At 70.9% G+C, this 13,942-nt stretch carries 11 protein-coding genes; 8 read left to right on the forward strand and 3 right to left on the reverse strand.

Features of this window, described 5'->3' with window-relative positions; translation table 11 throughout:
- Positions 1 to 109 precede the first annotated feature (109 nt).
- The gene (locus ACIRQP_RS21725) at positions 110 to 871 is read left to right on the forward strand and encodes a maleylpyruvate isomerase family mycothiol-dependent enzyme (RefSeq protein WP_403892562.1); all 762 of its coding nucleotides are present in this window, start codon (positions 110 to 112) and stop codon (positions 869 to 871) included.
- A 122-nt stretch (positions 872 to 993) separates the two neighbouring features.
- Here the strand turns inward: ACIRQP_RS21725 and ACIRQP_RS21730 are convergent, their stop codons facing one another.
- The gene (locus ACIRQP_RS21730; RefSeq protein WP_403892564.1) at positions 994 to 1,632 is read right to left on the reverse strand and encodes a TetR/AcrR family transcriptional regulator; all 639 of its coding nucleotides are present in this window, start codon (positions 1,630 to 1,632) and stop codon (positions 994 to 996) included.
- Between the two features lie 119 nt (positions 1,633 to 1,751).
- Between ACIRQP_RS21730 and ACIRQP_RS21735 the strand changes: the two genes are divergently transcribed.
- The 7 genes from ACIRQP_RS21735 to ACIRQP_RS21765 all read left to right on the forward strand — a co-directional run bounded on the left by ACIRQP_RS21735 (position 1,752) and on the right by ACIRQP_RS21765 (position 12,451).
- Positions 1,752 to 2,663 (forward strand): alpha/beta fold hydrolase, encoded by a 912-nt coding sequence (locus ACIRQP_RS21735; protein WP_403892566.1) that lies wholly within the window; start codon positions 1,752 to 1,754, stop codon positions 2,661 to 2,663.
- A gap of 226 nt (positions 2,664 to 2,889) precedes the next feature.
- On the forward strand, positions 2,890 to 5,091 hold the full coding sequence (locus ACIRQP_RS21740) for a phosphocholine-specific phospholipase C (RefSeq protein ID WP_403892568.1): 2,202 nt from the start codon (positions 2,890 to 2,892) through the stop codon (positions 5,089 to 5,091).
- Positions 5,092 to 5,208: 117 nt separating this feature from the next.
- A complete protein-coding gene (locus ACIRQP_RS21745; protein WP_403892570.1) occupies positions 5,209 to 7,482 on the forward strand; it encodes an MMPL family transporter in 2,274 nt (757 codons plus the stop codon).
- A 52-nt stretch (positions 7,483 to 7,534) separates the two neighbouring features.
- On the forward strand, positions 7,535 to 8,095 hold the full coding sequence (locus tag ACIRQP_RS21750) for a GNAT family N-acetyltransferase (protein WP_403892572.1): 561 nt from the start codon (positions 7,535 to 7,537) through the stop codon (positions 8,093 to 8,095).
- A 143-nt stretch (positions 8,096 to 8,238) separates the two neighbouring features.
- The gene (locus tag ACIRQP_RS21755) at positions 8,239 to 8,907 is read left to right on the forward strand and encodes a hypothetical protein (protein ID WP_403892574.1); all 669 of its coding nucleotides are present in this window, start codon (positions 8,239 to 8,241) and stop codon (positions 8,905 to 8,907) included.
- Positions 8,908 to 9,117: 210 nt separating this feature from the next.
- Positions 9,118 to 9,291, forward strand: a complete 174-nt coding sequence (locus tag ACIRQP_RS21760) for a hypothetical protein (RefSeq protein ID WP_403892576.1) — start codon at positions 9,118 to 9,120, stop codon at positions 9,289 to 9,291.
- A gap of 112 nt (positions 9,292 to 9,403) precedes the next feature.
- Complete coding sequence (locus ACIRQP_RS21765; protein ID WP_403892817.1) at positions 9,404 to 12,451, forward strand: AAA family ATPase; 3,048 nt, start codon at positions 9,404 to 9,406, stop codon at positions 12,449 to 12,451.
- Positions 12,452 to 12,554: 103 nt separating this feature from the next.
- On the opposite strand, the gene ACIRQP_RS21770 is transcribed toward ACIRQP_RS21765, so the two are convergent.
- Both ACIRQP_RS21770 and ACIRQP_RS21775 read right to left on the reverse strand, forming a co-directional pair.
- Positions 12,555 to 12,728, reverse strand: coding sequence for a DUF6191 domain-containing protein (locus ACIRQP_RS21770; RefSeq protein WP_403892578.1), 174 nt, complete (start codon positions 12,726 to 12,728; stop codon positions 12,555 to 12,557).
- A 41-nt stretch (positions 12,729 to 12,769) separates the two neighbouring features.
- Positions 12,770 to 13,927 carry a PQQ-dependent sugar dehydrogenase gene (locus ACIRQP_RS21775; RefSeq protein WP_403892580.1) on the reverse strand — a complete coding sequence of 386 codons (1,158 nt, stop codon included), beginning with the start codon at positions 13,925 to 13,927 and terminating at the stop codon, positions 12,770 to 12,772.
- Between the last annotated feature and the right edge of the window lie 15 nt (positions 13,928 to 13,942).

Below are 13,942 nucleotides of genomic sequence, written 5' to 3' on the forward strand. Positions count from 1 at the left end.
TCGAGGGCAACCCCATGAAAGCCATACCCGGCGTCTCTGGATCTCTGGACCTTACGACGGCCCGTCCAACCCACCAACAAGGTAGGACCCCATGAGAGGAGCTTTCGTGATGACGTCGACGCTGGACACCGCGCGGCTTGTGGAGGGCCTGCGGGAACAGACCGGAGGGTTCGCCGACGCGGTCGCCGGAAGGGACCCGGACACCCGGGTGCCCACTTGTCCGGAATGGCCGCTGCGTACCCTCGTCGGGCATGTCGGCCAGGAGCACCGGTGGGCGGCCGAACTCGTCCGCAAGGGCGAGCGGTTGCCCATCCCGGACCCGCGGCAGGCCGATCCCGGCGTCCCGGACGAGTGGGCCCGGTGGCTGCGCGAGGGGGCGGAGGAGTTGATCCGCGCGATCCAGGAGACCGGTGCGGATACCGAGACCCAGACGTTCTTGGGGCCGCGGCCGGCGGCCGTCTGGCTGCGCAGGATGCTGAGCGACACCTGTGTCCACCACTACGACGCGGAGTTCGCGACGGGCACCGCGTTCGAGATCGCCGACGACCTCGCGGCCGAGGTGATCAGCGAGAACCTGGACCTGCTGGCCACGCCGGCTTTTGAGGCGGTCAGGCCGACGGTCGCCGGGCTGCGCGGCCGGGGCGAGCGGATCGGATTCCGGCCGCGGTCCATGGAGGGCTGGGTGATCACCAGGACGCCCGACACGCCGCGGTGGGAGCGCGGGCCGGTCGAGGCCGACGTGGTGGTGTCGGGGGCGGTGGCGGACCTCATGCTGGTGTGTTCCCACCGGGTCCCGCCGGAGGACGACCGAGTGGCGGTGACGGGCGACCGCGCGTTGCTGGCCCACTGGCTGGCCCACACGGCGCTGTAGGGCGTGTCTTCAAAGTCCCGCCTGCCCGGCGGCGGCCGACGCTGCTGTGAAGACACGCCCCAGCCCTCTCGTCCTTCCGGGAGTCAGTAGCTCAAGCTCGCCGATGTCCACGGGACAGCACGTCACTCGCCCGTCGGCCGGGCCGGGAGCCCGCGCTCACCACCTTGGAAGACGCGGTCCAGGTGGTGGGCCAGGACGGCGGCGGCCGACTCGGGGCCGCGCTGTCCGACGAGGATGCCGGTGCCGACTCCCGCGGACATGGCGAGCAGTCCGGCCGCCTCCAGTCGCGGGTCCACACCGGGCCGGAGCAGTCCGGCCTCCTGTGCCTGCCGGAGGAGTTCGGCCACCGTGTCCTCGGCGGCGTCGGGGTCCTTGATGAAGGGCTGGGCGGCGAGCGCGGGGTCGTTGACGGCCAGCATGGCGTACGAGGTGTACACGAAGTGGAAGGTGCGGCTCTCCTGGTCCGTGGGCAGGGCCACCATCAGCAGCGCCTCGATCACGGCGCGCGGTCCGGGGTTGTCCCCGGTGGCCTTGATCCGGGTGGTGACCCGCTCCCCGAATTTCTCCGTCAGGTGCCGCAGCCCGAAGAGCAGCAGCTTCTCCTTGGTCTCGAAGTAGTACTGCACCAGCCGCAGTGACACGCCTGCCTCGGCCGCCACATCGCGCATTCCCACGGCATGCAGCCCGTGCCGCCCGGCGACCCGGACGAGCGCCTCGGCGATCTCCGTACGGCGCTCCGCATGATCCACGCGCTTGGGCATCGGCCTGTTCTCCGCTCGTCGTTTCGCTGGTATGTCCCGGCCGGGACCCCGTTGATGGTACAGCGGTACCATCGTCGTGGTACGTTCGTACCGTAAAAGATCCGAACCAGGAGGTGCCTGTGCCCGAAACCGCTGCCCGTCCTCAGGCCGACGTCGGCCGCTACGTGAGCGAAGCCCGGCGTGACCGCTACTTCGCGGCCTGCGACGCGGTCTACGCCCTGGGAGCGCCGATACTCGCGGAACAGGACGTGGAGACCTCCTTCGGCACCACGCACGTCTACCGCTACGGTCCCGCGGCCCCCACCGCCCAGTCCCGCACTCCCGTCGTCCTGGTGCATGGGGCGAGCTCCTGCTCCGCCATGTGGTACCCGAACACCCCCGCGCTCAGCGCCGATCGCCCCGTCTACGCCATCGACACCCCCGGTGACCCCGGCCGCAGCGTGCAGCGCACACCCATCCACCAGCCCGAACGGGCCGCGCAGTGGCTGGACGAGACGCTCGCCGGGCTCGGCCTCGACCGTGTCCACCTCGTCGGCACCTCATACGGAGGCTGGCTCGCCCTGAACCAGGCGCACCGCGTACCCGGCCGCCTCGCCTCGGTCACGCTGCTCGACCCCGGCGGCCTGGAGAAGGTGGGCCTGCGCTTCTTCGCCTGGATTTTCGTCAGCCTCTTCGCGACCTTCGCCCCCAAGGCCCTCCGCCCACGGCTGGCGGCCTGGCTGGAACAGCCGGTCCTCGTCATGCCGGAGCTGCGCACCATGATCAGAGCAGCCGTCCGCGCCTACCGCATACGCCGCCCGGCTCCTCTTCCCCTGGCCGACGACGAACTGTCCACCATCCGCACCCCGCTCTACCTCGTGCTCGGCAAGCGCAGCCTGCTCGTGCACCCGCGGCGGCAAGTGGAGCGCGTGCCCCGCCTGATACCGGGAACCCGGGCAGAGATCATCTCCGACACAGGCCACGGACCACAGATCGACCATGCGGACGAGGTCAGCCGCCGGATGCTGGAGTTCATGGCCTCCGTCGACTGACGAGCGCCGCCGCTGAGCCGGGGCGTCCGCCTCAGCCCCAACCGGGGCGCCTGTCTCAGCTCCGAGCGGGGTGTCTGCCTCAGCCCCGAGCGGTGTGATGCCGTGCTCGGGGCGGTACGCGCGTGGCGACACCGCCCCGGCCCGAGCCCGCACCCCCCTTCGACGTTCACTCCTCGGCCCTTGCGGGGTCTTCTCGCGGTCACCGGGCCTCACTACCGTCCCCGGCATGTCTCCGGAGATATCGCGCAGAAGAATGCTCGCCCTCGGCACCGGCGCCCTGGGTGCGGCCGCGGTGGGGTCGGTGCTGCCGCCGTCCCTTCAGGCCGCGCTGGCCGCCGAGCCGGCCGCCGGCGGCATGCGGGCGATCAAGCATGTGGTGATCCTGATGCAGGAGAACCGCTCCTTCGACCACTACTTCGGCACGCTGCGCGGCGTGCGGGGCTTCGGGGACCGCAACGCCGTCGAGCTGCCGTCCGGGATGCCCGTCTTCGAGCAGCCGGGGCCGCTGGGGACCGTGCTGCCCTTCCCCATCCGGGACGCGGCCGAGACGCAGAAGAAGGACCTCCAGTACATCGGGGACCTGGACCACTCCTGGAACGGCGGGGCGGCGGCCTGGAACAACGGGTGGATGGACCGCTGGGTCTCCGCCAAGACCGCCGCCACCATGGCGTACTACGACCGCCGCGACCTCCCGCTGCACTACGAGCTGGCGGACACGTTCACCGTCTGCGACGCGTACCACTCCTCCGTCCATACGTCGACGAGCCCCAACCGCAACCATCTGTGGAGCGGCTGGACCGGGTACGAGGCCGACGGACGGCGGGCCGTGGGGAACGACGCGTACGAGGAGGCCACCCACCCCGGTTATCCGTGGCCGACCTACGCCGAGCGGCTGGAGCACGCCGGGCGGAGCTGGCAGACGTACACGGAGTGGGAGAACTTCACCGACAACAACATCGAGTTCTTCACCACCTTCAAGGACATCGCCCGCAAGGCGCTCACCGAGGCGCGTGCGCTGCCCGGTCAGCCCGGGGCGGCCGGCTTCACGTACATGGAGGCCTTCTACGCCGCGGTGCGCGACACCGAGGACGCCGCCGAGCGCGAGCGGCTGCTCGCCGCGCTGGACGCCGGTGTCGCCGCGCTGACCCCGCGTGAGCGGTCGCTCTTCGAGCGCGGGCTGCGGCGGGTCGAGAGCGGCACCCTGGCCGAGCGGTTCCGGGCCGATGTGGCCGCCGGGACGCTGCCCGAGGTGTCCTATCTGGTCCCGTCGGCCGTCGACTCCGAGCACCCCGGTTCGTCGTCGCCGATCGCCAGCGCCACGCTCGTCTACAAGGTGCTCGACGCGCTCGGCGCGCACCCCGACGTCTGGCGGCACACCGTCGTACTGATCAACTACGACGAGAACGACGGCTTCTTCGACCACGTACCGCCGCCCGTCCCGCCCGCCGAGGGCCCCTCCGGCTCCGCCGAGCGCTGGCAGGGCCAGCCGACCGGGCTCGGTGTGCGTGTCCCGCTGCTGGTCGTCTCGCCCTGGACCGTCGGCGGCTACGTCTGCTCGCAGGTCTTCGACCACACCTCCGTGATCCGCTTCCTGGAGAAGTGGACCGGTGTGGACGAGCCCAACATCACCGCGTGGCGGCGCAATGTCGCCGGCGATCTGACCTCCGCCTTCGACTTCCAGCGCGGTCGCACGCTGCCCGAGGTCGAACAGCCGGGGGCGATCCCGCCGTTCACCGGCCGCTGGCGGCCCGTACCTCCCGCCGAGCAGCGGATGCCCGTACAGGAGAAGGGCGTACGCCCGGCCAGGCCGCTGCCTTACCAGACCGACGCGTCCGGCCGGATCGAAGGGAAGGACGAGGGGCGGGTGTTCACGGTCGCGCTCAGCAACACCGGGCGCGCGAGCGCGCACTTCGCGCTCTATCCGTACGCCGGCGAGTTCGCGATCCCGCAGCACCGCGATGTAAGGGGCACGGCGCAGTGGACGGTACCCCTTACCGGGCTCACCGGTGACGCCTACCGCTTCACGATCACCGGGCCGAACGGCTTCCGCCGTGAGTTCGCCGGACCGGTGGCCGGACACGGTGCGGAGGTCTCCTCGACCGTCGACCACCACGACCGCGATCTCCATCTCGACCTGCGCAACAGGGGTGATGAGCCGATCACGTTCACGCTGCGGCCCCTGGGCTACGTCGACGAGGCCGATCTCGACGGCTGGACCCGGCAGATCACGGTGAAGCCGGGCCGCAGCCGGACCGTCGTGCACTCGGCGGCGGACGCGCATGGCTGGTACGACATCGAAATCACCACCGACAGCGACGCCGACGCCAACACAGACGCCAACGCCAACGCCGACGCCGACACAAGGACCGGTTTCCGCCGCCGTCTGATGGGCCACATCGAGAACGGGCGGGTGAGCGTCTCCGGCTGAGGAGCCGGAGCAGCGATAGTTCCCGTGCGCCGCACGCTGTGAGTAAGCACACCAACCGGACAATCGATCATTATTCGCTGCGACAGTGGATCTCCCACGAGGACCGAGGGAGATCCGTTGGCAGCCATCGCACGGTGGTGCATCAGGCACCGTCTCCTCGCCGTTCTCCTCTGGCTGCTCGCCCTCGGCGGTGTCTCGACCGCCGCGGGCCTGCTCGGATCCTCGTACTCCAACGACTACGAAGCCCCCGGCACCGAGTCGGGCCGAGCCGCCCAGCTCCTCGACGACGGCTTCCGGGGGCTCGGCGGCGACGACAACACCATCGTCTGGCACGCGGACCGCGCGTCTCACACCGGTCCCGGCTTTGGCTCCGTCCGTACGCCCGAAGTCAAGCAGCGTATGGGGGAGATGCTCGACAAGGTCGGGAAGCTGCCCGGCGTCTCCTCCGTCGCGGGCCCCTACGCGCCCGACGGCGCCGCGCAGATCAGCGCGGACGGACGGACCGCATACGCGCGGATCACCTTCGCGCAGCCGACCGACGAGATACCCGTGTCGCAGGCGGAGGCGGTGGTCGACACCGCGAAGGCCGCCGCCGACGACGGGTTGGACGTACAACTCGGTGGCAGCGCCGTCGCGCTCACCGAATCCACCACGGCGCACACCGCCGAGATCGTGGGCGTGGCCGTCGCCGCCGTCGTCCTCTTCCTCGCCTTCGGCTCGCTCGCCGCGAGCCTGCTGCCGCTGGCCACCGCGCTGGTCTCGGTCGGCACGGCGTACGCGGGCATCGCGCTGCTCGGCCACGCGATGACGGTCGCCGACTTCGCCCCGATGCTCGGTCTGCTGATCGGCCTCGGAGTCGGTATCGACTACGCGCTGTTCATCGTGACCCGGCACCGTACGGGCCTCAAGCGCGGCCTGAGCGTCCACGAGGCGGCGGTCAACGCGGTCGCGACCACCGGCAGAGCCGTCGTCTTCGCCGGGGCCACCGTCTGTATCGCCCTGCTGGGCATGTTGATTCTGGGGCTGAGCTTCCTCAACGGTGTCGCGATCGCCGCCTCGCTCACGGTCGTTCTGACCGTCGCCGCGTCCGTGACCCTGCTGCCCGCCCTGCTCTCGTTCATCGGCACACGGGCGCTGAGCCGGCGCGAACGCGCGCGGCTCGCCGCGCACGGACCCGAGACCGAACGGCCCACGACCTTCGCCGCCCGCTGGTCCCTCTTCGTCGAACGCCACCCCAGGCTGCTCGGCGCCGTGGCCGCCGCGGTCATGCTGATCCTCGCCCTGCCCACCTTCTCGCTGCATCTGGGCACCTCCGACCAGGGCAACAACCCCGCCTCCTCCACCACCCGGCAGGCGTACGACCGGCTCGCGGAAGGGTTCGGCCCCGGCGTCAATGGCCCGTTGACGCTGGTCGCGCACCTGGACGGCGCCGACGACCGGCTCGCCATGGACCAACTGCCCAGCACGCTGCGTACGACAGAGGGCGTCGCCTCCGTCGGCCCGATCACCTTCAACGGCAGCGGCGACACGGCGGCGCTCACCGTCGTACCGGACTCGTCGCCCCAGTCGCAGGACACCAGCGCCCTGGTCGACCGGCTGCGTACGGACGTGCTGCCCGAGGCCGCGGCCGGCACCTCCCTGGACGTGCACGTCGGCGGGCTCACCGCGAGCTACGACGACTTCGCGGAGATCATCATCGGCAAACTGCCGCTCTTCATCGGGGTCGTCATCACCCTCGGCTGTCTGCTTCTGCTGCTCGCCTTCCGGTCCGTGGGCATCCCGGTCAAGGCCGCGCTGATGAACGTGGCCGCCGTCGCCTCGTCCTTCGGGGTCGTCGTCGCGATCTTCCAGTGGGGGTGGGGGAGCGAGCTGCTGGGGCTCGGCAGCGCGGGTCCGATCGAACCCTTCCTGCCCGTGATCATGGTCTCGGTGCTCTTCGGACTCTCCATGGACTATCAGGTCTTCCTGGTCAGCCGGATGTACGAGGAGTGGCTGGAGACGGGGGACAACTGCCGGGCGGTCCGTGTCGGCCTCGCCGAGACCGGGCGGGTGATCAACTCCGCGGCGGTCATCATGATCTCGGTCTTCCTCGCCTTCGTCCTGAGCGGTGAGCGGGTCATCGCCATGTTCGGGATCGCGCTGGCGGCGGCGGTCGCGCTGGACGCCTTCGTCCTCCGTACGCTGCTCGTCCCGGCCCTGATGCATATGCTCGGCGGCGCCAACTGGTGGCTGCCGCGCCGGCTCGACCGCTGGCTGCCGCGAATCAGTATCGAAGCGCCCGAACAGCGCGGACATGCGAAGATCCCTGAGCCGCGCGAGACCGTTGACAGCGACACCGTTGACAGCGGGACAGCCGACAGCGACAGCGAGGACAGCGTGCTCGTGCGGTGAACACCCGTAGGCCTGTCCACGGGTGCACGGACCGGTACGGGGAAGGAGCCCGATGTTCGCGATACCACTGGGTAACGGGGCGGAGCTGCGCCCGCTGGAACCATGGCGGGCCGAGGAGTTCCTCGTGCACATGGACCGTGCCAGGGATCTGGTCGATGAGCACATCAAGCTGGCCGCCGCCGTCACGGATCCCGTGTCCGCCCACGCGCTGCTCACCTCGTACGCGGAGAAGCAGGCGGCCGACAGCGGACGGATCTACGGGATCTGGCTCGACTCCACCCTCGTCGGCGGGGTGCTCTTCCGCATCTTCGACGCGGCGACCGGCAACTGCGAGGTCGGCTGCTGGCTGGAGCCCGCCGCGACAGGGCGCGGTCTGGTCACGCGCGCGGCCCGGGTACTGATCGACTGGGCGGTGGAGGAGCGCGGGATGCACCGCGTGGAGTGGCAGGTGTCGTCCGCCAACACCGCGAGCATCGAGGTCGCGCGGCGGCTCGGCATGACACGGGACGGAGTGCTGCGGGAGAGCTATCCGCACCGCGGTGTCCGGCAGGACACCGAGATCTGGTCGGTCCTGGCGTCCGAGTGGCGCACGCTGCCGGACACGGCCGGCTGACCTCACGGATCCCTCGGCCCCGCCCCGCGGCCTTCGGCCCGATCGCCTGTTCCGACCGCTCGTTCCGACCTCGGAACGGTCTTTCGACGGCGAGTTTCCGCGTTCTCAGGAAGTTCTCAGACGGGGCCCCTAGCGTGCGCCGTATGAACCCGACCCCCGAGACCGAGACCGCCGGCCAGACCACCGACCCGGAGACGGCCAGGACCACCGCCTCCGGCGCCGAGGCGACGGCGGAGACCCAGACCGGCCCCAAGGCCGACCTCACGAAGGGGTCCGTCGCCGAGCCCACCGACAAGGACGCCACCCCGGCCGAAGGCCCGGACGATGCCGCCGCCGTGGATGCCCACGCGGACGCGGAGGACGGCGAGGACGCCGAGGACCTGGACGGTGACGACGACGCCGCGGCGGCGAGCCGCCCGTCCGGTCTCGGCTCCGCGGCCGCCTCCATCGTCGCCGTCTGCCTCGGGATCGTCGCCCTCACCGGCACCTGGACCAGCCGGGTCCTGGCCGAGCGCCAGGGTCTGGTCGGACAGCTCAAGACCGGCCAGTCCGGCACCGCCGAGCAGCAGATCGCCGCGATCTATGGCGACGGCTGGCACATCACCGCCGTGACCAACGGTGCTGTGGCCCTGGTGGCGCTGCTCATCGGAGCGATCGTGCTGGCCCTGCCGCAGCGCACCGGCTGGGTGCGTCCCTTCGCGCTGGCCGGTGCGATCCTCGGCTTCCTGGGGCTGCTGGTCTCCCTCGGCATGTACTTCGATCTCTTCGCGGCCCTGCCGACCGCCACCCCCACCCCCACCCCCACCCCCTGAGCCCGCTCGTTCCCCGTGCTCCATTCGACACGGCCTAAGGCCCACGCGGCGTGTCACAGCCGGGGCCTTAGGCCGTACGCGGGTCCGCACCCCTGTTTCTAAGGCATCGGGGCCCGTCAGGATGCGGCACTCTCCCGATGTGGTCACACCCCCTGGGAGACGAAGGTAGAGGCATCACAAGACGCCAGACATCTTCACCAGGGGGACCCGATGTTCGAGTACGAACTCCAGAAGATCAACGCGGCCGAGCTGATCCGCAGGGCCGACCGGCAGCGGCTCGTACGCGAGATCCGCACCGCGCGCCGGCAGGCCAGGCGAGCGGCCAAGGAAGCCCGGGAGGGGCGGGTGAACACCCCGCACGACCGGTTCACGCGTGCGGCGTGACGTGACGCGGCATGACGTGACGGCACTTCACCTGATCAACGGCGCCGCGATAACCAGTGCCGCGGCCACCAGTGCCGCGATAACCAGTGCCGTGCTGTCAGACCCCTGTGCGATGCTCAGGGCCGTGGAGACCAGGTCAGTCAGCCCCGTGTTCGTCGGCAGATCCGGCGAGCTCACCGCCCTCACCCAAGCGCTCGCCCGTGCCACCGCGGGCGAGCCGCAGGCGTTGCTCATCGGCGGCGAGGCCGGCGTCGGCAAGACGCGGCTCATCGAGGAGCTGCACGAAGTGGCCTGCGCCCAGAAGGCCGTCGTCGCGGTCGGCGGCTGCATCGAAATAGGCGCGGACGGACTGCCGTTCGCGCCCTTCTCCACCGCGCTGCGCGCCCTGCGACGCCAGCTGCCCGACGAACTGAAAGCGGCGGCCGAGGGCCAGGAGGACGAACTGGCCCGGATCCTGCCGGAGCTGGGGCAGTCGGACCGAGGCGCGCTCGGTGAGGACGGCACCGCCCGGCTCTTCGAGCTCACCGCGCGGCTGCTCGAACGGCTGGCGGCCGACCATACGGTCGTGCTCGTCCTGGAGGATCTGCACTGGGCGGACGCCTCCACCCGCCATCTCCTCGCCTATCTCTTCCGCGCGCTGCGCCGCGGCAGGCTCGTCGTGCTCGCCACGTACCGCGCCGACGACGTCCACCGCCGCCACCCGCTGCGCCCGCTCCTGGCCGAGCTGGACCGGCTGCGTTCCGTCCGCCGTATCGAGCTCTCCCGCTTCAACCGCGCCGAGGTACGGAGCCAGCTCGCGGGCATCCTCGCGGCCGATCCGGACCCGGCCCTGCTGGAGCAGATCTTCGAACGCTCCGACGGCAACGCGTTCTTCGTGGAGGAGCTGGCCTGCTCCATCGGGACGGGGCGCAGCACCGGTCTGAGCGACTCCCTGCGCGATCTGCTGCTCGTCAGGGTCGAGGCGCTCCCCGAGGACGCCCAGCGGGTCGCCAGGATCGTCGCCGAGGGCGGCACGACCGTCGAGTACCGGCTGCTGGCGGCCGTCGGACGGCTCGCGGAGGACGAGCTGATCGAGGCGCTGCGGGCCGCCGTCGGCGCCAACATCCTGCTGCCCACGGCGGACGGGGACGGCTACCGCTTCCGGCACTCCCTGGTGCGCGAGGCGGTCAGCGACGATCTGCTCCCGGGCGAGCGCTCCCGGATCAACCGCCGCTACGCCGAGGTGCTGGAGGCCGACCCCTCGCTTGTACGGGCCGATGAGCGCACCACCCGCCTCGCCAGCCACTGGTACCACGCGCATGACGCCGCCAAGGCCCTCCCCGCCGTGCTGAGCGCCGCCGTGGAGGCACGCCGGCGCTACGCCTATTCCGAGCAACTGAGGCTGCTCGAACGGGCCATGGAGCTGTGGGACGACGCCCCCGAGGAGGTACGCGGCACGCTGCGGCCGCCGGACGACGTCGAGGTCTATCCACCCTGTGGCGGCGATCCGAAATCCCCGCCGCTGCGCTATCTGGATCTGATGGCGGAGGTGACGGTCGCCGCCCGCTTCGGCGGTGAGCGCGAACGCGCCCTGGCCATCTCCAAGAAGGCCCTACGGTTCCTGGAGGGCGAGGACGGCGGGAAGGATCCGCTGCGCGCCGCCTGGTTCTGGATCCAGCGCTCCCGGCTGGTGCAGGACCTCACGCGCGGCGACGGCTGGCAGGAACTGGCCACCGCTCAGGACCTGGTGCGTGGTATGCAGCCGTCCGCCGTGCACGCGGAGGTCCTCGCCGCGGTCGCGAACTGGGGCGCCCTGCACCAGCCGGGCCCCGAGAGCCTGGCCGCCGCCGACCGGGCCGTGGAGTACGCGAGGCTGGTCGGCGCCGAACTCACCGAGCTGCACGCCCGCCTCACCCGCGGCTGGCTCAGCGCCGACGCGGGGGGCGTCGAGGAGGGCATCGCCGAGATCTACGAGGCCCGCGACCGGGCCGTCGAGCTGGGCGCCGCCGGGATCCTGGGGCGGGCCAGTATCAATCTGCCGTCCACGCTGGAGAGCATGGGCCGCTCCGAGGAAGCGGTGGCCGCCGCCGAACAGGGCGTCGCCTTCACCCATCAGCGAGGGCTTGCCGACACGGAGTCCTGGGTGCGGCACAATCTGGCCCACTCCCTCTTCTCCCTCGGACGCTGGTCCGAGGCGGACGCCGTCCTCGACGGCACGGCGGAGCTCGCCCAGTCCCACAAGGCACGCGGTCTGGTCGCCGGACGCCGTGCCGAACTGGCCCTGCTGCGCGGCGACTTCGACGAGGCGCAGCGCCAAGTGGAGCTGGCCAGGGACTTCTTCGGTACCCATGACTTCCAGCCACAGCACCTCATACCGCCCGCCCGGCTCACGATGTGTATCGCCGCGCGGCGCGGCGCGCTGGCCGACGCCAGGGCCGAGTTCGAGCGGATCACCGAACAAGGCTTCCCGCCGGGCACCCGGCAGTACGTACTGCCGCTGCTGTGCACGGGCGCCTCGATCGAGGCGGACGCCCGAGGGCTGCCGGGCGCGGACGCCGGACGGACGGCGATCCTCGCGGCCATACGCGTCCACGCCAAGCGGATGCCCACGCTCGTGCCCGTCTGGCGGGCGTACGGCCTCATGCTGGACGCCGAGCTGGCACGGGCGGAGGGCACGATGGCGCCGGAGCTGTGGGCGCGCGCCGTCGCCGCGTTCGAAGCGACGGAGCGGCCCTTTGAGCTGGCGCTCGCCCGGCAGCGTTGGGCCGCCGCTCTGCTGGACCACCACGCCGACCGCGCAGAAGCCGCGGACCTGCTCATGCTGGCCCACACGGCGGCCCGCGGCCTCGGCGCGCGCCCGCTGACCGAGGAGATCGAACTGCTCGCCGGCCGGGCCCGGATCAGCCTCGCGCCGACGCCCGCCGGTATCCGTACGGCCCCTGGCTCCGAACCCGACTCCGACCCGGCCCGCTCACTGGGCCTGACCCCCCGGGAGCAGGACGTGCTGCGGCTGGTCGCCGCCGGTCACAGCAACCGCGGGATCGCCGAGGAGCTGTACATCTCGCCCAAGACGGCGAGCGTCCATGTCTCCAACATTCTGGCCAAGTTGGGCGTGTCCGGCCGTACGGAAGCGGCGGCTCTCTCGCACCGGCTGCGCCTTTTCCCGGATTCGGCGGTTTAAAGCCCTGGACCCGAGCCCGAGCTCAGGGCCGGGCCCGATCCCGGGTTCCCCGTTTCCCGTTACCGGTTCCCCGTTGCCTCAAGACTCGTTCCCTCAAGGCTCGTCACTCCTGGTGCTGGGCAGGCAGCCTTATGGTGACCTTTCCCGAGGCGAGATCTATCGGTCCCCGGCCCGGATCGTCGTCATCGACATCGACCCGGGTCAGTTCCAGCCTTTTCCGTTCCTCGTCGGTGTGCTTGCGGCCCGGTGCGAAAAGCTCCTCGATCAGGTTGAACACGGACTGCTCACCCTCTTCACTACACGTCGCGGCGCGTATCGCTACGCGACCTCCAGCAGGAGGATCCTGTCGTCCCCCGGCTTCGGTGTGCCCCGGCCATCCGTATTGCTGGTCACCAGCCACACCTTGTCGCCGCCCACCGAAAGCACCGTGCGCAGGCGGCCGTACTCCCCCTCGACGAACGCCTGAGGGGCGGCAGCGGATTCCCGGCCCGCGAGGGGAATCCGCCACAGCCGCTCGCCCCGCAGCGCCGCCATCCAGATCGAGCCCTCCGCGTACGCGATACCGCTCGGCGACGCCTCGTCCGTCCTCCACTGCGCGACCGGGTCGACAAAGCCCGGCTCACCGGCCTTTCCCTCCACGTCGGGCCAGCCGTAATTCTTGCCCGGCTCAATGAGATTCAGCTCGTCCCAGGTGTTCTGGCCGAACTCCGAGGCCCACAGCCGCTTATCGGAATCCCAGGCCAGACCCTGCACATTGCGGTGGCCCAAGGAATAGACGATCGAATTCGCTTCCGGATTTCCGTGTACGGGCTGCCCGTCCGGAGTCATCCGGAGGATCTTTCCGGCCAGCGACTCCTTGTCCTGCGCGAGCCCCGTCTCACCGGTCTCGCCCGTGCCCGCGTACAGCATCTTGTCCGGGCCGAAGGCGATCCGTCCGCCGTTGTGGATGAAGCCCTTCGGAATGCCACGCAACACGGTGTCCGGCGCCCCCAACTGCCGCCCGGCCGGCCTCTTCTCGTCGTAGATCATCCGGGCGATCCGGTTGTCCGACGCGGTGGTGAAATACGCGTACACCTGATGGTCCGAGGCGTACGAAGGAGAGAGCGCGATGCCCAGCAGCCCGCCCTCGCCCGCCGCGGAGACCCCGGGCACCGAGCCGATCACGGTCTTCTGCCCGCCCTCCGCGTCCACCCGGGTGATCGTCCCCTCGTCGCGCGAGGACACCAGCAGATCACCGTCGGGCAGAGCGGCCAGGCCCCAGGGCGACTTGAGCCCTTCCGTCACGGTGGACACCACCTTCACCGAGCCCTTGGCGGGCGCGGCCGACGGGCTCGGCGGCGCGCCCTGCGACGTCGCGGCGGCCGTGGTCGTGGCGCTCCGGCCGGGTACGGGACCCGTACCGTCTCCGGAGGAGCATCCCGTCAACACGAGAAGGGCGACAGCGGCCCCTGCGGCCGTCACTGCTGAACGTTGCACGGTTCGATCCCTTCG

This window comes from Streptomyces sp. NPDC102274, assembly GCF_044766385.1.
Classification (GTDB): Bacteria; Actinomycetota; Actinomycetes; order Streptomycetales; family Streptomycetaceae; genus Streptomyces.